We start from the raw sequence: 21,937 nt of genomic DNA, 5'->3' as shown, positions 1-21,937 counted from the left end.
GTCCAGCGCCACGCGCGCGCCTCGACCAGCCTTCCTTCGCGCGTGGGATGCACGACTTCCGCGCGGAGAGGCGCGCCATCAGCGGCCTGTAACAGGCGACCCGCGCGACACTGTCGCGACACTGTTCATGTTCGGCGGAGAATATCCCCCGACCGCCATCGTTTCGCAGACCGGCTTCAGCCATTGCGCGCCTCGTGTATGGCGAGCGTCTTTTGCGCCTGCTTGAGATGGGGGATGTCGAGCATCTTGCCGTCGAGGCCCAATGTGCCCGAATCCGGGTTGGCCGCGAACAGATCCACCACGCGCCGGGCGAAGGCGACTTCGTCATCGGAAGGCGAGAAGCTTTCGTTGATGATGTCCACCTGCGCCGGGTGGATCGCGACGCGGCCCGAAAAGCCCTCGGCGCGCGCCGCCTTGCACGATGCGCGCAGGCCCTCGGGATCGCGGAAGTCGACGAACAGCGTATCGACCGCTTCACCGCCGGCGGCATGCGCGCCGAGCAGGCAGAGCGAGCGCACCATCTTGTAGGTGTGCGTCCATTGCCCGGATGCATCGGTATTGCCGCTCGCGCCGATCGCGCTGCTCAGATCTTCCGCGCCCCAGGTCAGGCCGTAGAGGCGATCGAGGCCAGCACCGGCATAATCGCCCAGGCGAAAGGGCGAGACGGCGGTTTCGGTCGCCACGGGAAGGATCTTGATCGACCCAGGCTCGATGCCAGATGCGGTTTCCAGCGCGTCCAGATAGTGGCTGACCTGCGCCACATCCTGCGGTCCGTTCACCTTGGGCAGCATGATGCCATCGGGCGCGGCGGGCACGATGGCGGCCAGATCCTCCAGCGTCCAGGGCGTATCGAGCGGATTGACCCGCACCCAAAGCTGCGACTTGCGTGCGCTACGCGGGCGATCCTTGATGAAGGCCGGCACCATCTGCCGCGCGACCGGCTTGCGCGCGGGCGCGACCGCATCCTCCAGGTCGAAGATGAACGCGTCGGCATCGACGCCGTCCACCTTGCCCAGCTTCTTTTCGCTGTCGCCCGGAATGAACAGGAAGGAGCGCAGGGGCAAGCTCATGCTGCCGGCCTTTTGAGCTGAAGACCCGAGCGCTTGCACGACGCCACAAGCTCATCCTTCTGATTATAGGCCGTGTGCCGGAAGGTGACGATGCCCGCTTCCGGCCGCGATTTCGATTCACGCAGTTCGATCACTTCCGTCACGACATGGATCGTGTCGCCCGCGAACAGCGGATTGGGGAAGCGCACCTCGTCCCACCCCAGATTGGCGACGGCCGTGCCGAGCGTCGTGTCGCCCACCGAAATGCCGACCATCAACCCCAGGGTGAAGGCCGAATTCATGAGCGGGCGGCCAAAGGGCGTGCCCTTCATATATTCCGCGTCGAGATGAAGCTGCGCCGGATTATGCGTCAGCGTCGACATCAGCAGATTGTCGGTTTCCGTAAGCGTACGGCGGATCGGGTGGTTGAACACCTGCCCGACCTCAAGGTCGTCAAACCACAGTCCAGCCATTATGCAAGCCCCAGGATAGAGATAGCCGCGACCCCCTGATAGGGTACGCCGCCAAGATTGTGCGTCAGACCAATGGATGGGCTGGACAGCTGACGCGCCCCGGCACGGCCCAGCAACTGGCTGTAGACTTCATAAGCCATGCGCAGGCCGGACGCGCCGATGGGATGGCCGAAACATTTAAGCCCGCCGTCGATCTGGCAGGGCATCGCGCCATCGCGGTCGTACCGCCCGTCAAGCACGTCGAACACGGCGCGGCCATCTTCGGAAAAGCCCAGATCCTCCATCGTCACCAGTTCGGTGATCGAAAAACAGTCATGGACTTCGGACAGGTTCACCTGCGTCCTGGGATCGGTGATGCCCGCTTCCTTATACGCCCGCGCCGCCGCGTTGCGCGTGGTCGCGACATAGCTGCCGTCCCAATCGTTCATCTGCGTCTCGCGCCCGGAGCTGGTGGATAGCTGCAACGCCTTGACGGTGACGAGATCGGTCTTGCCCAGCGCGCGGGCGATTTCCGGCGTTGCCACGATGGCGCAGGCAGACCCGTCGGATACGCCCGAACAATCGAACAGGCCCAGCGGATCGGAGATCATCGGCGCATTCATGATCGTTTCCATCGAAACGGCCTTCTGGAAATGCGCCTTGGGGCTGTGGACGCCATTCTGGTGGCTCTTCCACGACACATGGCTGATCGCGCGCTTCAGATCCTCTTTGGTCGTGCCATATTTGGCGCGATAATAGGGCGCTAGCTGCGCGAAGCCGGCAGGCGCGGAGCCCATCGGCATCCACATATCGTTGAACGTGCCCTTGAATGGCGGCGGCAGCCCGCCAAAGCCCGTATCCTTGAGCTTTTCCGAACCGATCGCGAGCGCGATATCGACCGCGCCCGACGCGACGGCATAGACCGCGCTGCGCAACGCCTCGGTGCCGGTCGCGCACATATTTTCGACGCGGCTGACCGGAATGCCCTCAAGGCGCAGCGCCATCGCCGCCGGAATGGAGGAGTTGCCGACATTGATGCTGTCGCCCCAGCAGCCAAACCATGCCGCCTCGATCCGTTCGCGCTCGATGCCGGCGTCGGCCAGCGCCTCTTCGAACGATTCCTTCATCAATTCGGGCGAGCCGGCGTCCCACCGCTCCCCGAATTTGGAACAGCCCATGCCGATGATGGCGACCTTGTCCTTGATGCCCGATGCCATGGTACAGACTCCTCAAGCCGGGCTAAGCGGCGTTGCTTTCCAGAAATAACGATTATAGCCGCGCTGCCGGTCTTTCTCCTTGATGCGGTAGACCATGCGCAGCTTCGCGCCGGTATCGACACCGTCCTTGCCGATATCGACCATCTCCATCAGCACGCGCGCACCCGAATCGAACCGGACGAAGCCGACCCAGAGCGGCGGCGCGGGATAATAGGACAGCCAGTCGGCGGTGGAGGTCAGCACCTGCGCCTGCTCGTCGCGCAATGGCAGATCCTCGAACGCCTCGCTCGATGCCTGGCAATTCACGCAATATTGGAGCTGCGGGAACTGTACGGTGCCGCACCGCCCGCACTTGCCGGCATTGAAGCCTTCGAGCTGAGCGGCGGAGCGATATTGTTCGGTGAGCGCGGTCTTGGCGCTCTTTTCCGATCGCATGCCCCATTCGGCGTCGAATCTGTTGTAGAAGGACAGCATGCGCAGATAATTATTGGTCGGCACGGCGTCGGCGATCGACCCGGCGACACCGCGCGCCGGTCGGGCCGAGGCGATCGCGTCGGTCACCTGCAGGACGAGCACGTCCGCACCCTGACCAAAGCCGATGAGCAGGATGCGCTCGCCCGGCTGCGCCTTTTCCAGCGTCGCCGCCAGCATCAACAGCGCATGGGCAGCGCCCGCATAGCCGACCCCGTCCTCCAGCCCGCTGGCGATCGCCCCTGCGAATTTGAGTGTCCTGGCCACCGCATCCGCCGCGCCCTTGAGGTAGGAGGGCATGACGAAATGCGCGATGTCGCCGATGGCGAGCTGCGCATCGGCCAGCGCCGCATTCACGGCGGCGGGCACGATCTTAGCATAGCCCTCGTCACGGACCCAGCGTTCTTCCCAGACATAGTCGCTGGCTGCATCGGCGGACCGGAAGTGATCGACAAACACATTGGAAACGCTGGCCGAACCGACCAGCCGGGCCACAATATCCTCGCTGGACACGACGAACGCCGCTGCGCCCGCGCCAAAGCTCATTTCCTGCGCGCTGACGGGTTTGGCGAATGGGTTGTCGGAGGCGATCACGAGGCTGGCCTCATTGCCCTTGAGCGCCTGAAGCAGGGCCGAGGTGCCGGCGCGCTGCGATCCGGCGGCATCCGACGTCGCGACATCCCCCGCCGCACCGATGGCGCGCGCGACGATGGCCGCATTCTGAAGATCGGCATAGGGCAGGTTGGTCGAGGCGAGGCGCACCGAGCGCACTTTGTCCGCGCGCCCGCCAAGAGCGTCGCGCGCCGCTTCCACCGCCATGGTGATCGCGTCCTCATCCCAGCTCGTGAAGGCGCGGCTTCCCTTTGCCTGACCGCGAAGCGAAGGCGCCATCCACTCATGCGCGGCGGCGATGGCCGATCGGTCCAGTCGCAGCCGGGGAACATAGGCGCCAAAGCGCGAAATACCGAGATCCGTCATGTCCGTCACCTGATGGAGGCTGGAAAACCAGCAATATCGCGAAACTTAACCGTCCTGATCGCGCGGAAGCATGCTGGACCCGCTCGCCGCGCCGGGCGCTTCCACGCCCGATCTAGTGCGCTATAGTATCTTATGCAAGATACTTATCGTGCGTTCACCCGTGGAGGATGGCGTGAGCGCGCAAATGTGCATCGACACTGCCCGACCATAGCCCAGGCTCGCGCCTGTTCCTGAAAATCGATGGCCTCAGACGAAGGATCAGGGCCTTGTCCGCCTCAGGCAATGGCTGGCGCTCCAGTGCCCCAGCGGATCGCGCGGCGCAGCAATTCGCGATAGGCCGGATTGGCCCAGGGTCCGGGATGGGCGGGCAGTTCGTCGATGAAGGGTCGCAGATCATAGGGACCGATACAATGTCCGGGCGCGAGATATAGCGTCTCGCCCAGCCCCCGCCGGTGCAGCAACGCCTGCGGTCGCGGCACATCCTCCAGCCAAGGCCCTTCGACATAGCCGGGCGCTTCGCCGGTGTAGCGGGAGGACAAAAGCACTTCGCAATCGCCCCGGATTTCCAGGATATAGGGTTCGTCGACCACGGCGAAGGGACGAAGCCCGCGCACGATCTCATGGTCCGAAACGCTTTCGATGGCGATTTCCTGCGGCGCGAGATGCGAGACGAAGCGGCAGCCGAGCAGGTCCATATAGTCAGGTTGCCTGTCCGGCGTGTCGGTCAGCCCCGGCAGCGTTATGCCGCCGATCTCGACCTGTGGCCCCTTGAACTCGATATAGGCGGCCGCGCCATGGATCGCGAGCCAGCGGCCGCCCCGGTCGAGAAAGCGGCGCAACGCCGCCAGCCCGTCCGCATCCGGAAAGATGCCGGTCGTGTAGGCGATGACCATATCCGCCTGATCGAGCGCGGCGATGTCGCGCCAGTCATGGGTGCAGGTCGTGCGGATGCGCGGATTTTCGCGCAGCAGCGTCAGCAATTCCAGCCGCACCAGATCGAAATCGTGAAAGCCGCCGCCCACGATCAGCAGCACATGGAGGACGCGGTTCTCCGCCATCGTCAGGTCTCCGCCATGTCTTGGACACAAGCCGTCACCACCACCGGCACGCCGTCGAGGATCGTCGTCGCCGACGGCATGTCGAGGTCGCTTTCATCGATGATCGCATTGGCGTTGACCCCGATCATGGCGGCCTCCTTCATCTCGCCCTCTTCCATCCTACAGGCCCAGCAATCCGTAGCTGTCATGATCCAGCGCGCCCGTCGCCGCGCGCACGGCATTGGCGGTGTTGATCGCCTCGGGCTGCCACACGCCGCTATTGTTGAGCCAGGTCACCACCGGGTAGAAAGCGGCGCAGCGATAGAAGAACCAGGCGTCCTCGAACGACGGCACATCGGCGGCGCCATAGACCTTCAACCGGGTGAGATAGTGCGACAACAGCGCCCGCTCCCATGTCCGCCGGTCGGCGATGTCGAGCGCGCAGAGCATGAAATAGGCAATGCCGACGGGCCAGTGCTCGGGTCGCGCGACCCAGTCGATCAGGCCCGGCTGGCCGGACGCCGTGACATAGAGATTGCCCAGATGCTCGTCGCCATGGATCACCGTCATCGCCGTTTGCGGCAACAGCGCCCACAGGCGGCCCCAGGCGTCCTGCGCCTTGTCCAGATCCTGGAACCGCGCGGGCATGGCCCGGCCACGGGGCAGTTCGACATAGCTTTGCCAATGGTCGGGCGCGAAAAAGGTCGGGAAATAGACGTCGTTCACCAGCCGCCGGTTCTCATGCGCCAGCGACCCCGGCCCCATCGCGCCGCCCTCATCGAACATCGCATGGTTCCACGCGCTGGCATGCATCCGGGCAAAGGCGTCCACGAACGCCATCGCCTGCCCCAGCGACAGCGTATGAAAGGCGTGGAAGAAGGTCGCGCCCAGCGGCGTCAGATCTTCCATGAGGATGGCCGATGCGTCTTGGGTAATGTCGATATGGTGCCATTGCGGCCCGGCGGGCGCGGCAACCAGCGGCGCCACGTCGCGGAACGATCGCAGCTCGTTCGCCATCGCCCAAGCGGAGCCGGTCGACGGATCATTTTCGCCCGGAAAATTGCCCTTGACGCTAAAGCTGCGCGGCTTGCCATCGCCGCCAGCGGCATAGTCGACGGTGATACGAAATTTATTCTGCTTGTAACCGAACACCGGGCCGCGCTCGACCCGCGACACGGTCACGTCCGGCCAGCGGTCATGCAACGCCGCCGTCACCCAGCCGGAATCGACATCGGCATAACGCAGGGGCACGGTCGTCGCGTCGGGCATGTCTCTCTCCTCGTGAGCGTCCTGGCCTTGTCGGCCTCTCTGGCGCAGCCGCTATTTGTATGGCAGCATATGATACGCAAACAAAGGGCTTTGGAAAATGAGAACAGCGATTTTCGTCGCGGCCGGACAACCCCTCGTCATCGAGGATCGCCCGGTGCCCGTCCCCGGCCCCCATCGCGCACTGATCCGCGTGCACCGCTGTGGCATTTGCGGGTCGGACCTGCACATGACCAGCGGCAGCGCCTTTGACGTCGCCTGCGGCACCGCGCTCGGCCATGAATATGCGGGCGAAGTGGTGGAGGTCGGCCCCGGCGTCGAGACGATCGCGGTCGGCGACCGGGTGACGGCGCTGCCCATGGCGGGATGCGGCCAATGCGCCGCCTGCATCGCGGACATGCCGCTCCATTGCGTCGCGCTCGAATCGATGGCGGGCGGCTATGGCGAATATACTTTGATCGACGCGCGGCGCGCGATCCGGCTGCCGCAGGCGCTGACATTCGAGGACGGCGCACTGGTCGAGCCGTTGGCATCGGCGCTGCGCGGTGTGCGACGGCTGCAAGGTCTGGGGCCGCAAATGCGCGTCGCGGTACTGGGCGCGGGGGCGATCGGAGCGTCGGCGGCCTGGTGGGCGCGGCGGCTGAACGCCGGGCCGATCGCGATGATCGCGCGGACGGCGCGCAATCAGGATCTGGCCGCCGCGATGGGCGCGGATGCCTTTCTGACGGTCGGCGACGATCTCCCCGAGCAACTGGACAAGGCGCTGGGCGGCCCGCCCGACGTGGTGATCGAGGCGGCGGGATCGGCCGGGGCGATCCAGCAGTCGATCAACCTCGTCCGCAATGGCGGCACGGTGCTGACGCTCGGCGGCTGCATCCGCCCCGATTCGATCATGCCCGCCATCGCGATGTACAAGGACATCACCCTGCAATTCAGCGTCGCCTATGGCCTCGCCGATTTCATGCAGTGCGTCGCGACGCTCGATTCGGGCGCGGTCGAACCCCGCGCGCTGGTGGGCGAGACGATCCCGCTCGCCGCGCTGCCCGAGACGTTCGAGGCGCTGCGCCAGGGGTCGCATGCCGCCAAGATCATGGTCGACCCCTGGGCAGGCTAGGCCGGTTCCTTACTGCGCCGCCATCATGTCCCGGATCGGCTTTAGAAAACCCGCCATCATCGAATGGCCGACATGGCCGAGCTTCAATTCGTCCAGTCGCCCGGTTTCGAACTTGTTGGTGGTGAGCTGGCTCGCGGTCAGGTTGCGGACATGGCCCCATATCTGGAAGAAGCGCACCCGCTCTTCGGACAGGTCCGGGCCGCCCGCCGCGCGATAGGCCGTCATGAAATCGCCCCAGTCGAGCGATCCGCCCACCGTGTTGCGGACATAGCCGACATCGTCGGCGGGATCGCCGATATGGGCGAACTCCCAGTCGACGACGGCGCTCAGCCGTCCTGCGTCAATGATGAAATTATGAAAGCCGATGTCGCCATGCAGCAGCACGGGGCGACCGGGCGCGTCGGGCACATGATCCAGCAGCCAGCCATAAAGCGCCAGCACGGCGGGCGAAGGCATCACCATTTCCGCCAGATACAGGTCGCGGATCGACGCGATGTAGCGGCGGCTGACCTCCCGCAAGGGCAGGTCCCAAAGCTGCGTCGATATGCCGTTGGTCAGATCGCCCAGTTCGCGCATCGCGGGCAACTGGTGCAACCGGGCGACGCTGCCCGCGAGCAGGTCGGTCAGCGCGCCGTCCACCGCGCCCGACGCGCCATGGACATTGCCGCCCGCTTCGCCCGGCGCGCGCGCCATGATGAGGAAATCGCCGCCCGGCAGCAGCTTATGGTCGGTATCGACCCACACCGCTTCCGGCGCGGGAAAGCCCTTGTCCCAAGCGGCGCGGATCACCGGAAATTCGGCGCTCACCCGGTGACAGTCATTGTCCATCGTCGGCTCGTCGCGATCGCGCCGCATGACGAATGCGCCGGCGAGCGCCTTCCCCTCGACCTCGAACAATGTCGTTTCCTTGCCATAGCCGCCGGGCAACGGGCGAAAAGCGGTGACGCGGATGCTCTCGTCGGCGAAGCGGTCGATCAGATAGCGTTCCAGCCGGGGGGCAGTGACGGAGATGTCCACCGCATCGCCCGTCGGCAGCAGGCCGCCGCACAGTTCCGCGATCCGGGTCAGTTCGGCGTCGGCCGTATCGAACACGATCCGCGTGCGCTCGGCCGCGGGGATGCGGGGGTCGGCGGCGAGTTTCTCGACCAGCAGGGACCAGTCGCGCATCGTGCGCTGCTGGAACGCTTCTGCGGCCTCGCTGTCGGCGGTAGCCTCCGCCAGGGTGGCACGCAGGGTCTCGATCGCCGCGAACAGGTCCGGCGCGACGTCCTCAAGCGCCAGGCGTTTGACCAGCCCCGACAACTGGGCCGCAAGCCGGTCGCGCCATCCCGTAAACAGCCGGTCGGCATAAACGTCCCGCGATTCCAGTATTTTGAGCGATGCCTGAATGGCTTCCTCATCGGAGGCATAGGTAGGCGTTTCGCCGTAAAGGATTGTCGCCGTCCGGTTGAGCGAACGCAGCAGACGGGCGGAAATGGACATTATTCTACTCTCCGATTTTCTTATGCATAAGCGATGTCGAGCGGCCGATCGCCGACGATAGTCGCATCATTTTTCCCCGTCGATCAGGATCACGGCCATGCGGCGTCGCCCGTCTCCCCGCTCTTGCATCAGCGCGCCTTGCGAAACGCGCGGATCGGCAGGTCGCTCAGCGCATGGAAGGCGAAGACGGGATCATAGCGGATCTCTTCCACCGGCACCGCCAGTTCGACCCGTTCCAGATCCTGCGTCCAGCGACGGACCGCAGCGGTCAGTTCGGCGCGCGCCAGGAAGCTGCCGACGCAATGATGGACGCCCATGCCGAACGTGATGTGGCCGCGCTTGTTCTTGCGATCCATGTCGAACGCCATCGGGGCCTCGAACGTGGCTTCATCCTGCCCGGCGGACGCCCACATGACGAACAGGCTCGATCCCCTGGGCAGATCGACGCCATGCATCTGCGTATCTTTCATCACGGTGCGCGGCGTGGTGGCGGCGGGCGCGTGGACGCGCAGCACCTCCTCGACAAAGTCCGGGATGCGCTCCGGGTTCGCCGCAATCACCGCCCATATGTCCGGCCGGGTGGCGAGCACGAACATGGCGGACGACAGCGCGTTGCGGGTCGTCTCATTGCCCGCGATGATAAGGACATGGACCATCGACAGCCGCTCTTCCATCGTCAGCGGCCTGCCATCGATCTCCGCATTGGCGATCGCGCTCGTCAGATTATCCTCCGGCGTGCGTTGCAGCCGCTCGATCATCTGCGCGAAATATTTATAGCCTTTGACGATGGTTTTCGTCGCCTCCAGCGCGCGGGACAAGGGATGCACCGGGTCCACCAGATGGGTGAACTCGTCGGAATAGAATTTGAGGAAGGCCGCATCTTCATAAGGCATGCCCAGGATCAGGCAGATCACCTCCAGCGGCAGCGGCACGGAAAAGGCATCGACGAAATTGACGCGCTCGCCATCGGGCAGCGCCGCCATCAGCCGGTCGATGATCGCACTGATCTCCGGCTCCATTGCGATCACTTTTTTGCGGTTGAGCGCCTGCTCGACAATGCCGCGATAGGCGAGCGATACCGGCGGGTCGGTCGCCTGCAGGGTCTGTACGACCTTGTAGCCAGCCTCCTTGAAGATGTCCGCGATTTCCGGGTCGAACTCGCCCCAGCGCCATACCGACGGCACCGGGTGGCTCGAAAAAGTCCCGGTATCGCGGGCGATCGCCTCAATGTCCTTCTTGCGCGTGGCGATGAACACGGGCGACGGGCCTGGCAGGGGGAGGCGAAAGATCGGCGCTTCCTGACGCATCAGCGCATAGCCTTCCGCCGGCGCGGACAGATGATCCGGCTCGAACGGGTTGAAACTGCTTATATCGTCGGTCCGCATCGCACTCTCCGCATGTCGCGCCATTTAGGCTGCATACATACGATATGCCTAATAACGACATTCGGCAAGCCGTCGCTGTCATCCCGCCTGAAAAGGGGAGCCGGAGCGGATGAAGCGCGCCCTCAGCCGGCGTCAGCCCTTTTTATCGTCGAGATAGAGGTCGAGTTCGGCGAGGAAATGCTGGATGCGCCGTTCCTGTTCCGAATAGACGATGGTGCCAGCGAGGCCGCGCGAATGCATGCCGCGTTGCAGGGTGATCATGTTGGCGATGTCCTGCTCGACGACTTCGCCGCCCTGCGGGTCGTCATGCGTGGTGTGGCGACGCGGCGGCCGAACCTTGCCAGACACGTCGACATGGTCCTCCACCCCCATATAGGCGGGCGGGCGGCGGCCCGGTGCCAGCTTGGCGGACAGCACGAACACGTCGTGATAGCCCTTTTCCGGGTCGGTCGGATGCGGGCGGAAGCGTTGCAGCAATATCCCCTCGGGATGCATGTTGAGCGTCACGTTGGGGAACAGCGACGGATTCCAGTCGTCGGTCAGCTGGTTGTCGGTGAAGCCCGAAAAATCCATGCCATAGACATTGTCGGCCTTGCGCTTGGCCTGCTGGATCGCGCGGCGGACATGGCGGGCGTCGCCCTTGAACCCGACCGCCTTGAGGCCCGCTTCCTGCATGAAGAAGGCGAGGCCCGCATTGATGAACCGCCCGTCGGGCCAGCGCGCGCTGACCTGCGCGACCGGGAACAGGTTGCGGTTATGCCCGTGGCGATAGAAGTCATATTGAATGAAATAATCGTCGACATAGGGTTTGATCTGCGGGTGCGTGGCATGCGCATGGTAATTTTCGTTGAAGACCGAATACATCGTCTTCCAGTTCGCCGGCACCTCGATCGTCAGGTCCTTGACGAGGAACATCTCGTCCATCCGATAGGACCCGAGCATATCGAGCACGTCGGCGAAATATTCCTCGAACGGGATCGGGTCGGCATCCATATTGACGAACACCAGCCCGCCCCAGACCTTTACATGGACCGGAGTCAGATTCAAATTCTGGCACAGCGCCTCTTCGCGAAAGGTTTCGCGATCGGTGACGCGGACATTCTTGCCTCTCAGATCATAGCGCCAGCTATGCATGATGCAGGTAAAGGAAGTCGCGCCATGGCCGAATTCCTCCTGCACCAGCTCGTTCCCGCGATGCTTGCACGCATTATAATAAGCGTGGACTTCATCTTCTTTCGCGCGGGCGACGATGATCGATTGCGGGCCGATATCGAATTTGAACCAGTCGCCGACATGAGCGACGTCGCTGGCGATGCCCGCCACCAGCCAGACCTTGCTCCACATCTTCTCCTCTTCCGCCAGCTTGGCGGCGGGATCGAGGAAGCACCGGGTCGATACGGCGCGATAGCTGGCGATATCGGGATGGAGTTCGTCCAGCCGATAGGGCGACTTGGCTTCGAAATCCGCGGTGACCTCGCCCGGCTCCAGCAGCAGGGATTCAGGGTCCACCATGGGCTGCTTGATCGGCCGGTCGTTGAACCGGATTTCCGCATATCGCGCCGTCGTCGCCATATCGGTGCCTTTCAGAACTGGACGCGCTTGGTGAAGCCGCCGTCGATGACCAGATTGGTCCCGGTGATATAGGAGGCCGCCGGGCTGGCGAGGAACACGACCGCCTTGGCCACTTCCTCGGGCGACCCCATGCGGCCCGCCGGGATTTGCCCGACGATGCCCGCATAGAGATCGGGCGCCAGCGCCTTGGCCCCTTCCCAGTTGCCGCCGGGATAGGTGATCGGCCCCGGCGACACCATGTTGACGCGGATTTTCTTGGCCGCCCATGCCTGGCTCAGCTGCTTGCCATAGGTGATGACCGCCGCCTTGATGGCGTTGAAGGCCTGGGGCACGAGGAAGGTTTCGAACGCCGCCGTGCTCGACATCAGGATGACGGAACCGTCGCCGGACTTTTCCAGATAAGGCTCCAGCGTCTCGGTGCCGTCGACCGCGCCCAGCATATCAAGCTGATAGCTCGCGTCCCAGTCGCCCGATCCTTGCGCGCCCGACGAGCTGATCGAGTGGATGAAGATGTCGCAGCCGCCCAGTTCCCCGGCGAGGCCCGAAAGCATGGACTTATAGCCCTCGCGGTCTTCCCAGACGAACTCGCGGGTGACGATCTTGTCGCCCAGTTCTTCCTTCATATCGTCGAGCGCGTCGCCGTTGCGCGAGAATAGCCCAAGCTGAGCGCCTTCGTCGGCGAACAGCTTCGCCGTGGCCCGGCTGATGCCGCGCGTCGCGCCGCCGATGATGACCTTCTTGCCAGCGAGTTCCAGATCCATTTTACTCTCCTGTTATGATGGTTACGCGCCGGTCGTCAGGCGGCGTGCCAATATACCGCGTCCATGCTCTCGCCCGCGTCGAAGCGCGCCTGAATCGCCTTCATGCTGGCTACGCTGTCGGGGTTGACGAACAGCGACTGGCTGATCGTCTGGTCGTTGGCGATGCCGTCGGTCTGGTTCAGATCCTCGTCCTCGCCCAGCATCTTCTTCATGCCCGCGACCGAATGCGGCGGCAGCGTCGCGATGTGCCGGGCGATGTCGAGCGCCTGCGCCACCGCTTCGCCCTTGCCCACCAGCCGATTGACGCCGCCCAGTTCGTAAAGCCGCTTTGCGGTAAGCGGCAGGCCGGTCAGCACGACCTCCGCCGTCACGGTGCGGCCGATCAGGCGCATCAGGCGCGATGTGCCGCCGATGCCAGTGCCCGCGCCGATAATGACTTCCGGCTGGCTGAAGCGCGCCTGCTCCTCCGCCACGCGCAGGTCGCACGCCCATCCCAGTTCGCAGCCGCCGCCCGACGTGTCGCCGTTGATCGCCGCGATCGTGACCGCCGTCCCGCGATTGAGCGTCTGGAGACTGCGGAACCAGCCCGCCGGATCGCCCGACGCCGCCTGCCCCGACACCAGCTGCACGATATCGTCGAGATAGGCATGTTCGAGCCAGTGGCCCTCGACCGAGGATGCCAGCACGATGGCGCGCGCACCGCCGCCGATCGCTTCGTCCAGCACATCGGCCAGGAACGAGACCGTGGCCGCCGTCACCGTGTGATTGGACGCCCCGCCATCGCCGACCGTGATCAGCGCGACGCCTTCGCGGTCCCATTGCAGCGAAACATTGCCGGCCATCCATCGCTCTCCTTTTTTTACCGAGGACTCGGCGGTCCAGGGGCGTTTGTATATTCGCCCACCCCTAGCAAAAGTCAATGTCGTATGGTAGCACATTATATGCTCGCGCATCTGCGTGGCGGTGTGGCACCAAATTCGGAGAGAGTAGCAGCATGATCCCCGAGCAAACGGAAAAATCGCGCGCAATGGCGGCGCGCGTACAGGCTTTCATGGACGCGCATATCTATCCCAATGAGGCGTTGTACGAGCAGCAGCTCCATGCCGGGCCGGAACAGTTTCGCGTGCCCGAGATCATGGTCGACCTGAAGGCGCGCGCAAAGGCGGAAGGACTGTGGAACCTGTTCCTGCCGCATTCGGACAATGGCGCGGGCCTCACCAATCTCGACTATGCGCCGCTGTCGGAAATCATGGGCCGGGTCCATTTCGCGTCCGAGGTGTTCAACTGTTCCGCCCCCGATACCGGCAATATCGAAGTGCTCGACCGCTACGGGACGGACGCGCAGAAGGAACAATGGCTCGAACCCCTGCTGGCCGGGGATATCCGATCATCCTATTGCATGACCGAACCGGCGGTCGCGTCATCCGATGCCACCAACATCGAAACGCGGATCGAGCGCGACGGCGATGAATATGTAATCAACGGCCGCAAATGGTGGATTACCAACGCCTATCACCCCAACACCCGCATCTTCATCCTGATGGGCAAGACCGACGTCACCGCGCCGCGCCACCTGCAACAGTCGCAGATATTGATTCCCACCGATACGCCGGGGATCACATGGGTGCGCCCGCTGCCCGTGATGGGCTTTTTCGACGAACCAAAGGGGCAGGCGGAACTGTTGTTCGAAAATGTCCGCGTGCCGGTCGCAAACATCATATTGGGGGAAGGGCGCGGGTTCGAGATTTCGCAGGGGCGACTGGGGCCGGGCCGCATCCATCATTGCATGCGGATATTGGGTCAGTGCGAGCGGCTGCTGGAAATGACCTGTCGCCGGCTGCTGTCGCGCGTGGCGTTCGGCAAGACACTGGCCAGCCAGTCGGTCTGGAGGGAACGGATCGCCGAAGCGCGGATCAACATCAACATGGCGCGCCTGCTGACGCAGCGCGCCGCGCATCTGATGGATACGGTCGGCAACAAGGAAGCCCGCAGCGAAATTTCCCAGATCAAGGTCGCCGCCACGCGCATCGGCCGGGCGGTGGCGGAGGTCGCGGTCCAGGCGCATGGCGCGGCGGGGCTGAGCGACGATTTCGGCCTCGGTTATTCTTTCACGCGGATGCAGATGCTGCGCATGGGCGACGGACCGGACGAAGTGCATAACAGCGTGATTTCGCGCATCGAACTGGATAAATATCGTCCCGCCCGTGCGCAAGAAGCTGCCGGATGACCGGGCGGCAGGACCAGAAGAAGCGCCCCCGCTTGCGGCGAGGAAAGCTTTGCCTAAACGTCGCCCCTATATCTCCCCACGGCCTGACGCGGCTGCGGCTGGCGTTCGGCAAGCGGTGATCGGCATACGGGCAGGGACGAGGCATCGCCCCCGCCCGGCCGTTCAGGCGCCCGGTGCGCCGGGGAGGAACGGGGTATAGACGCCCATCGTCATACCGCCATCGACGGCGATTTCCGCGCCGCAGACATAGGATGCATCGTCGCTCGCCAGGAACAGGCTGGTCCGCGCCACTTCTTCCGGCTCGCCGATCCGGGCGATCGGCTGGCCGACATAATATTTGTTCAGCTCCGACGCGTCCTCATTGGTAACATTGCCCATGGCGGTGTTGATGCCGCCGGGGAAGACCGCGTTCACGCGCACGCCTTTGGGTCCGAATTCCATCGCCGCCGTCTTGGTGATGCCGCGCAGCGCCCATTTGCTGGCGGAATAGGCGGTCAGGCCATTCATGCCCCACAGCCCGGAGGACGACACGATATTGACGATCGAACCCTTGCCTTTGGCGATCATGCCCGCGCCCAGCACTTTCATGCCGAGCCACGCGCCGATCAGGTTGATGCGCAGCACGCGTTCGAAATCATCCTTGGTCAGGTCGAGCATCGCTGCGGGATGGACGATCCCGGCATTGTTGACCAATATGTCGACCGACGCGCCCCAACGGTCGGTGATCGCCTTGTCCAGCGCCACCCATTGCTGTTCGTCCGACACGTCCAGCTTCACGAACAGGGCGTTCTCGCCGATGCTTGCGGCCACGGCCTGCCCTTCGCTTTCCAGCATGTCGGCCACCACGATTCGCGCACCTTCGGCTGCGAAAATCCTGGCGGTCGCCTCACCTTGCCCGCGCGCGCCGCCCGTTATCACCGCGATGCGGCCGTCCAGTCTTCCTGCCATGTAATCCTCTCCCTTGACTATCCTTACCGTCGCGCATCTATAATAGGATGGCAGCGGACTGTATATATGCTAACTACATGCCGTACGACAAGCATAGGAGCAGGATATGAGGCTGGCTGGCAAGGTGGCGCTGGTTTTCGGCGCGGCAGGCAAGGACAATATGGCGCAGATCATCGCGCGCCGCCTGACCGCCGAGGGCGCGAAGATAGTCGTGGCAGGACGCCATGAAAAGGCGTTGAGCGATTTTGCCGACGAACTGGGCGGCGCCTATGCGATCGCCGACATCAGCGACAAGGTGCAGGTCGACGCCGCCGCCGACGTCGCGGTCGAACGGTTCGGCAAGCTCGACATCGGCATCAACGCCACCGGCTGGGGCCTGCTCAAGCCAACCGAGGAAACGACCGAAGCCGATCTCGACAAGATGCTGGCGATCCAGTTCAAGGGGCCGTTCTTCTTCATTCAGGCGATGCTGCGTACCATGGGCGCGGGCGGATCGATCATCCAGATTTCGTCGGCGACCGCGACCATCATGCTCGACAATCACGCCGCCTATATGGGCACCAAGGCGGGCATCGATCATGTCATTCGCACCGTCGCCAATGAATATGGCGTTCGCGGCATCCGCGCCAACTCGATCTCGCCGGGCATCACCGAGACGCCAATGGCGGGCGTGACGTTCCAGATTCCCGAACTTGTCGAAGCCTTCCAGCGCGAATATCCGCTCGGGCGGGTGGGTACGAAGGAGGATATCGCCGCCGCCGCCATCTGGCTGGCGTCGGACGAATGTTTCATGACCGGGCAGAATTTGCAGGTGAATGGTGGCCTGACGCTGCGTCGCAACCCAAGCCTCACCGAACTGGGCGATATCGCGGCCAGAGCGACAGCGCATCTGCATGGCTGATCGCTGGAGGGACTTGGCATTTCCATGAATATCTGGTTACGCATGGGCGACGGTCAGCGATACACAATTGGGGGATTTAACAGTGGGCGCACCACGTTCTAAGAGTCGCAAGGATGATCCGCGCCCGGTGGACGACGACGCCTCTTTCCCGCTGTTCAAGGAAAGCCTCGCCTATCAGGCGCAATTGCTGTCCCGGCTGACCCAGAATGATTATATGGCGCGGATCAGCGGCTCGGGCATCGCGCCGGCGCAAGCCTATGTGCTGGGCGAATTGTGGTTCAACGAACCGCTCTCCCAGGTCGATCTGGCCCGCCGGCTCGAGATCGGCAAGGCCACGGTCGGCCAGACGCTGGCGCGGCTTGAGCGGGCGGGCGTCGTCGAACGCCGCCGCACCCAGGCCGATCGGCGCGTGGTCATGGTGCATCTGACCGAAAAGGGCCGGCAACTGCGTCGCCCGCTGGCGGACGCGACCACCGATCAGATCGCCTTGCTGGAAACCCGCCTTGGCAAGAAGCGTGCCGATGAACTGACCGCGCTGTTGACATACGCCAACCAGCAACTGGGGAACGCCTATCCCAGCGCGGTCGATATCGACGAGGATTGAGGGTGCCGACGCGGCTCAGTTGACCGCGAAATAGCGGATCGGGTCGCTGCCGTCGAAATCCTGCGCCGCGGACCGGACGAGATCGTAGACCGCCAGCAATGGCGGCGTCGGCTCATATAATTCGACGAAATGGCCCAGCGACTCGACGCAATCCATCATGGCGAATCCGACGCCCGGCGCGACCTCGGCATACAGGCCGGTGGCATGACCGGCCGCCTCATAGCGCTGCATCGCCGCCTTCATATCGTCGACGATCAGCGCGACATGATGCAGGCCCTGCCCGCCGTCCGGGTACATGTCGCGGAATACCGAGGGTCCCTCATTATTCTGCTGCACGAATTCCACCATCACATCACCCCACTGGCCATAGGCGGACGAATGATCGAGTTCGGCTGGCTGCCCGCGATAGAGGCTCAGCGTCAGCGCAATATGTTCGGCGACGTAAAAGGGGCCTGATCCGAACGTCGCCATATGCTCCCGCGCCGCAGCGACGACATCCGGCACGAAATAGGCGATCTGACGGACGGGCGTGTTTTCAGCGGGCATATCGATCTCTCTCCGGTCGCGCATGACAGTTGCATAGCCTATCATATGCATACATACCTATTGCCGGCGCGGGCCGTCAATGCCCGGTCGCGAATATCGGGAGGATGGACATGAAGGCAGCATTCGCCGGCTGGCATATGGTGGGCATCTGTTTCCTCATCATGAACTGTGCGCTCGGTGTCAATTTCGCCGCCTATGGCGCGATGATGGAAACGATCGAGCGGGATTTCGGCACGAGCCGCGCCGTGGCGTCCATGGGCCTGAGCATGGTGACGCTGACCCTGGGTCTCCTCGCGCCGCTGGTCGGGGGGCTGTTGCGCCGGATATCGGCGAGGACGCTGATCCTGATCGGGCTGGCGCTCAACGCCGGCGGCTATCTGCTGCTTAGCCAGGTGCATGACATCCGGCTATTTCTTGGCATCTACGCGCTGATGATCGGTCCGGGCTTCACGCTCGCCGGGGTCGTTCCCTGCACGGCGATCGTGTCGAACTGGTTCGTGGCCGGGCGCGGCAAGGCGCTCGGCATCATCAACATGCCCCTCGGCAATGCGCTGATGCCGCTGTTCGCCGCCGCGCTGCTGATCCGCTTCGGCCTCACCGGAACGCTGGTCGGCAACGGCCTCATCCTCGCCGCGCTGATTCCGCTCGCCTGGCTGCTGGTCGACGATCCGGCGCGGATCGGGCAGCAGCCCATGGGCGGCAAGGCGCAGGACGGCGCGGAACCGGAAGCCCCGCTATCGGCGGCGCGAATCCTGCGTCAGCCCCGCTTCCTCATCCTCAGCCTCGGGGTCGCGCTGCTCAGCGCGGCCGGCCTCGCCATCATGACCCATATGGTCGCACTCGCCACCGGGCGAGGCGTGCCGCTCACCTCGGCATCGCTGATGCTGGCGATCTTCGGGCTGGCGGGGCTGGTCGGCGCGCCGCTGTTCGGCTGGCTGGCCGACAGGATCGGCGGCGGACCAAGCTTTGCCGTGCTGGCTCTGGCGCAATGCCTGCCCTGGCTCGGCTTGATCGTAGCCGGCGCGCAACTGCCGATATTGCTCGGCCTCGCCTTTACCATCGGCCTGTGCTGCAACGGCATATTGACGCTGTTCGGCGTGACGATGGGCGAATGGCTGGGACAGGCCAATATCGGCCTGGGCATGGGGCTTTGCTATCTGATCCAGCTACCGTTCCTGTTCGCGGCGGCCCCGCTGGCGGGCGCGATGTTCGACCGTTTCGGCAGCTATACGCCCACCATCCTGCTCCACGTCGGCAGCTTCGTGGCGATCGGGCTTGCCTTCCTGCTCTATCGCCCGAAGCGTTCGCCCGGTACGATTACGTCATCTCAACCATCAGCCGCGTGATCTTCAACGAAGCGATGCGCCATTGGCCATCAACGCGGCTATAGCGTTCATGATAATGGCCATGGCCCCGGAACAGGGTGAATGGCCCGCCTGCCGGCGGCCGTAATATGTCATCAAGCGCCCAGATGCCGGTCGCTTCGTCGTCCGACAGGATGTCGATTTCGGGCATATGACCATAATGCGCGCTGGTGATCAGCGCCATGCCGCTGCTCGCATAATCGACGAACGCTGCGCGCCCGCGAATGAGTGGCTTTGCGGCGGCGGGGTCGGGGCGTTCCTCCAGTGCGTCATGAACGTCGAACAGCGCATCTTCAGTGAAAATCTCCGCGAAACCCACCCAGTCCTTTGTATCCATCAACCGGAAATAGCGCGCCTTGAGCCGCTTGATCTCCTCGATAGCCAACAATGTCTCCAATGTGCCGGTCATGGCGCTCCTCCCGCATTGATCTTTGCGCTAGCGTATCATATGGTAGCGTCCTTCTTTGGTAGGAAAAGTTTGGAAGACGCGCAATGACGAAGCAGGATAATATAGGTAGCCTGGCATCGGCGGATGTCCAGATGTGCCCCTTCCCCTTTCTGGACCGCCTGCTGGCCGAAGCGCCGGTGTACAAGGATCCGCTGACGGGCATGTATGTCGTCACCCGCTATGACGATATCGGTCATATATCGGCGCATCCCGAAATCTATTCCAACAAGACGACGGTGGTCGTCGGCCGCCACGACTCGCCCGTCGCGGAAGAGGTCGCCCGCCGTTTTGCCGAGCGCGGTTTCCCCGAGATGCACACGCTCGTCACCAACGACCCGCCGGAGCATACATCCTATCGCGCCCTGGTCGAAAAAGCGTTCACGCCGAGCTACGTCAAGTCGCTCGAACCCTATATCGAGGCGCTGGTCGATGAGCTGATCGACGGCATCCTGCCTGCCGGCGAGGCCAATCTTCTGCCTGAATTCGCCATCAAGGTGCCGATGTATATCATCGCCGACCAGCTTGGCGTCGACCGCGCCGACTATGACAGGTTCAAGCTTTGGTCGGATGTCACGGTGGAGCGCAACAATCCCTTGCTCGATCCCGATCGCGAGCTGGAGATCACCGACCATCTGATCGACATGCAGAATTACCTGCACGCGCGCGCGGTCGATTATCGCGCCAATCCGACCGAAAACCTCCTGAGCCGTCTCGTCCATGCCGAGATCGATGGTGAGAAATTGAGCGATCCCGCACTGATCGCGATCGCACACCAGCTACTGGTCGCCGGTAATGAAACCACCACGACCGGCATCGTCACGGCGCTGTGGTTGCTGCTGACCAAGGCGGAATTGCGCCGCGCGATCGAGGCCGACCCCAGTCGCGTGCCCAGCTTCGTCGAGGAAGTGCTGCGCTCGCACTCGCCGGTGCCGCATATGTGGCGCGTCGCCACGCAGGCCAGCCGGATCGGCGACACCGACATTCCCGAAGGCGCGGTGCTGATGCTCAGCTATCTGGCGGGCAATCGCGACCCTAAGCAATGGGCCTGCCCGCACGAGGTGCAGATCGGGCGGCAAGGGGTGCGCAATCATCTGGCGTTCGGACGCGGCATCCATTTCTGCATCGGCAATCAACTGGGGCGGGGCGAGATGCGCATCGCGATCCGCCGCATCCTGGAACGGCTGCCCGGCCTGCGTCTGTCGCCCGATCATCCCGAGCCGCAATTCATCCCCCATTTCGCGATCCATGCGCTCGATCATCTGAACGTGCTGTTCTAATCATAGCAAAAGACGGTGGTCGCCGAGGAGGGCACATGAATTTCGATCATTACAAGCTGCTGGACTTCACCCGCGACGGTCGCGTGCTGACCATCACCATGAACCGGCCCGAGCTGCTGAACGCGGTCAATCACGAGCTGCACCAGGAAATGGCAAAGGCTTTTTTCGATGCAGCGGACGATATGGACAGCGACATCATCGTCCTGACCGGCGCGGGCCGCGCCTTTTCCGCCGGTGGCGATTTCGAATGGCTGGAAAAGCAGGTCAAGGGTGATCGCGCGCCGTTCGTGCATGAAGCCAAGACCATGCGCCGCATCGTCATGGGCCTGCTCGACTGCCCCAAGCCGATCATCGCCAAGGTCAATGGCGACGCGATGGGCTTTGGCGCGTCGGTGGCGTTGCTATGCGACATCGTGATCGCGGCGGACCACGCCAATTTCGCGGATCCCCATGTGCGGCTGGGGCTGGTAGCGGGCGATGGCGGCGCGATGATCTGGCCGCAACTGATCGGCTTTGCCAAGGCCAAACATTATCTGCTGACCGGCGACGCGATCAATGCGGTCGACGCGGAGCGCATGAACCTGATCAGCTTCGTCGTCCCGGCGGGCGAACTGGACGCCTATGTCGACACATATGCGCAAAAGCTGGCGCGCGGTGCCCAATCGGCGATCCGCTACACCAAATCAGTCACGAACATCGCCCTGCGCCAGCTGTTCAGTTCGGTGTTCGAAGCGGGCGTCGCCTATGAAGGGCTGACCCTCGCCACCGCCGATTTCGGCGAAGCCGTAAACGCCGTCATGGAAAAGCGCCGACCGCAATTTACGGGCGAATGAACGCA

22 protein-coding genes are annotated in these 21,937 nt (G+C 63.6%); 7 read left to right on the top strand and 15 right to left on the bottom strand.

The window, feature by feature from the left end; genetic code table 11:
- Positions 1 to 176: 176 nt before the first annotated feature.
- The 7 genes from ACODSN_RS03500 to ACODSN_RS03470 all read right to left on the bottom strand — a co-directional run bounded on the left by ACODSN_RS03500 (position 177) and on the right by ACODSN_RS03470 (position 6,473).
- On the bottom strand, positions 177 to 1,070 hold the full coding sequence (locus ACODSN_RS03500) for an HpcH/HpaI aldolase/citrate lyase family protein (protein WP_489053197.1): 894 nt from the start codon (positions 1,068 to 1,070) through the stop codon (positions 177 to 179).
- Complete coding sequence (locus tag ACODSN_RS03495; RefSeq protein WP_489053196.1) at positions 1,067 to 1,522, bottom strand: MaoC family dehydratase; 456 nt, start codon at positions 1,520 to 1,522, stop codon at positions 1,067 to 1,069. Before ACODSN_RS03495 ends, ACODSN_RS03500 begins: the two co-directional genes overlap by 4 nt.
- Positions 1,522 to 2,718: an acetyl-CoA acetyltransferase gene (locus ACODSN_RS03490; protein WP_489053194.1), complete on the bottom strand. Its 1,197-nt coding sequence runs from the start codon at positions 2,716 to 2,718 to the stop codon at positions 1,522 to 1,524. The genes ACODSN_RS03495 and ACODSN_RS03490 overlap by 1 nt, the downstream gene beginning before the upstream one ends.
- 12 nt (positions 2,719 to 2,730) lie before the next feature.
- Positions 2,731 to 4,167: a 3-oxoacyl-[acyl-carrier-protein] synthase III C-terminal domain-containing protein gene (locus ACODSN_RS03485; RefSeq protein WP_489053192.1), complete on the bottom strand. Its 1,437-nt coding sequence runs from the start codon at positions 4,165 to 4,167 to the stop codon at positions 2,731 to 2,733.
- A 275-nt stretch (positions 4,168 to 4,442) separates the two neighbouring features.
- A complete protein-coding gene (locus ACODSN_RS03480; RefSeq protein ID WP_489053191.1) occupies positions 4,443 to 5,225 on the bottom strand; it encodes a ThuA domain-containing protein in 783 nt (260 codons plus the stop codon).
- A 2-nt stretch (positions 5,226 to 5,227) separates the two neighbouring features.
- A complete protein-coding gene (locus ACODSN_RS03475) occupies positions 5,228 to 5,368 on the bottom strand; it encodes a hypothetical protein (RefSeq protein ID WP_489053190.1) in 141 nt (46 codons plus the stop codon).
- A 16-nt stretch (positions 5,369 to 5,384) separates the two neighbouring features.
- Positions 5,385 to 6,473: a phosphotransferase gene (locus tag ACODSN_RS03470; protein WP_489053188.1), complete on the bottom strand. Its 1,089-nt coding sequence runs from the start codon at positions 6,471 to 6,473 to the stop codon at positions 5,385 to 5,387.
- A 97-nt stretch (positions 6,474 to 6,570) separates the two neighbouring features.
- Between ACODSN_RS03470 and ACODSN_RS03465 the strand changes: the two genes are divergently transcribed.
- On the top strand, positions 6,571 to 7,584 hold the full coding sequence (locus ACODSN_RS03465) for an alcohol dehydrogenase catalytic domain-containing protein (protein WP_489053186.1): 1,014 nt from the start codon (positions 6,571 to 6,573) through the stop codon (positions 7,582 to 7,584).
- Between the two features lie 9 nt (positions 7,585 to 7,593).
- On the opposite strand, the gene ACODSN_RS03460 is transcribed toward ACODSN_RS03465, so the two are convergent.
- The 5 genes from ACODSN_RS03460 to ACODSN_RS03440 all read right to left on the bottom strand — a co-directional run bounded on the left by ACODSN_RS03460 (position 7,594) and on the right by ACODSN_RS03440 (position 13,626).
- Positions 7,594 to 9,066, bottom strand: coding sequence for a phosphotransferase family protein (locus tag ACODSN_RS03460; protein WP_489053185.1), 1,473 nt, complete (start codon positions 9,064 to 9,066; stop codon positions 7,594 to 7,596).
- A gap of 128 nt (positions 9,067 to 9,194) precedes the next feature.
- Entirely contained in the window at positions 9,195 to 10,451 is a 1,257-nt protein-coding gene (locus ACODSN_RS03455) for a cytochrome P450 (RefSeq protein WP_489053183.1), read from the bottom strand.
- 132 nt (positions 10,452 to 10,583) lie between these two features.
- A complete protein-coding gene (locus ACODSN_RS03450; protein WP_489053181.1) occupies positions 10,584 to 12,023 on the bottom strand; it encodes an aromatic ring-hydroxylating oxygenase subunit alpha in 1,440 nt (479 codons plus the stop codon).
- Positions 12,024 to 12,034: 11 nt separating this feature from the next.
- A complete protein-coding gene (locus ACODSN_RS03445; protein ID WP_489053180.1) occupies positions 12,035 to 12,784 on the bottom strand; it encodes an SDR family NAD(P)-dependent oxidoreductase in 750 nt (249 codons plus the stop codon).
- A 35-nt stretch (positions 12,785 to 12,819) separates the two neighbouring features.
- Positions 12,820 to 13,626 carry an enoyl-CoA hydratase/isomerase family protein gene (locus tag ACODSN_RS03440; protein ID WP_489053178.1) on the bottom strand — a complete coding sequence of 269 codons (807 nt, stop codon included), beginning with the start codon at positions 13,624 to 13,626 and terminating at the stop codon, positions 12,820 to 12,822.
- A 152-nt stretch (positions 13,627 to 13,778) separates the two neighbouring features.
- Between ACODSN_RS03440 and ACODSN_RS03435 the strand changes: the two genes are divergently transcribed.
- On the top strand, positions 13,779 to 15,011 hold the full coding sequence (locus tag ACODSN_RS03435) for an acyl-CoA dehydrogenase family protein (protein WP_489053176.1): 1,233 nt from the start codon (positions 13,779 to 13,781) through the stop codon (positions 15,009 to 15,011).
- A 162-nt stretch (positions 15,012 to 15,173) separates the two neighbouring features.
- Here ACODSN_RS03435 and ACODSN_RS03430 read toward each other — a convergent pair whose 3' ends face one another.
- Positions 15,174 to 15,959, bottom strand: a complete 786-nt coding sequence (locus ACODSN_RS03430) for an SDR family NAD(P)-dependent oxidoreductase (RefSeq protein WP_489053175.1) — start codon at positions 15,957 to 15,959, stop codon at positions 15,174 to 15,176.
- Between the two features lie 106 nt (positions 15,960 to 16,065).
- Here ACODSN_RS03430 and ACODSN_RS03425 point away from each other — a divergent pair, with 106 nt between their 5' ends.
- Together ACODSN_RS03425 and ACODSN_RS03420 are read left to right on the top strand one after the other, a co-directional pair.
- Positions 16,066 to 16,860 carry an SDR family oxidoreductase gene (locus ACODSN_RS03425; protein ID WP_489053173.1) on the top strand — a complete coding sequence of 265 codons (795 nt, stop codon included), beginning with the start codon at positions 16,066 to 16,068 and terminating at the stop codon, positions 16,858 to 16,860.
- A 127-nt stretch (positions 16,861 to 16,987) separates the two neighbouring features.
- Entirely contained in the window at positions 16,988 to 17,464 is a 477-nt protein-coding gene (locus ACODSN_RS03420; RefSeq protein WP_489053172.1) for a MarR family winged helix-turn-helix transcriptional regulator, read from the top strand.
- A 15-nt stretch (positions 17,465 to 17,479) separates the two neighbouring features.
- On the opposite strand, the gene ACODSN_RS03415 is transcribed toward ACODSN_RS03420, so the two are convergent.
- The gene (locus ACODSN_RS03415; RefSeq protein ID WP_489053170.1) at positions 17,480 to 18,010 is read right to left on the bottom strand and encodes a VOC family protein; all 531 of its coding nucleotides are present in this window, start codon (positions 18,008 to 18,010) and stop codon (positions 17,480 to 17,482) included.
- A gap of 110 nt (positions 18,011 to 18,120) precedes the next feature.
- On the opposite strand from ACODSN_RS03415, the gene ACODSN_RS03410 reads away from it, so the two are divergent.
- A complete protein-coding gene (locus ACODSN_RS03410; protein ID WP_489053169.1) occupies positions 18,121 to 19,356 on the top strand; it encodes an MFS transporter in 1,236 nt (411 codons plus the stop codon).
- On the opposite strand, the gene ACODSN_RS03405 is transcribed toward ACODSN_RS03410, so the two are convergent.
- A complete protein-coding gene (locus ACODSN_RS03405) occupies positions 19,328 to 19,783 on the bottom strand; it encodes a nuclear transport factor 2 family protein (protein WP_489053167.1) in 456 nt (151 codons plus the stop codon). The two genes, ACODSN_RS03410 and ACODSN_RS03405, sit on opposite strands and share 29 nt — an antisense overlap.
- An 83-nt stretch (positions 19,784 to 19,866) precedes the next feature.
- Between ACODSN_RS03405 and ACODSN_RS03400 the strand changes: the two genes are divergently transcribed.
- On the top strand, positions 19,867 to 21,099 hold the full coding sequence (locus ACODSN_RS03400) for a cytochrome P450 (protein ID WP_489053165.1): 1,233 nt from the start codon (positions 19,867 to 19,869) through the stop codon (positions 21,097 to 21,099).
- A 35-nt stretch (positions 21,100 to 21,134) separates the two neighbouring features.
- Entirely contained in the window at positions 21,135 to 21,932 is a 798-nt protein-coding gene (locus ACODSN_RS03395) for an enoyl-CoA hydratase-related protein (protein ID WP_489053164.1), read from the top strand.
- The last annotated feature ends 5 nt before the right edge of the window (positions 21,933 to 21,937 follow it).

Source organism: Sphingobium sp. FG11, from assembly GCF_057809915.1.
Note: the sequence above shows the minus strand (reverse complement) of the source record. Positions and strands in the feature narration are given on the sequence as shown.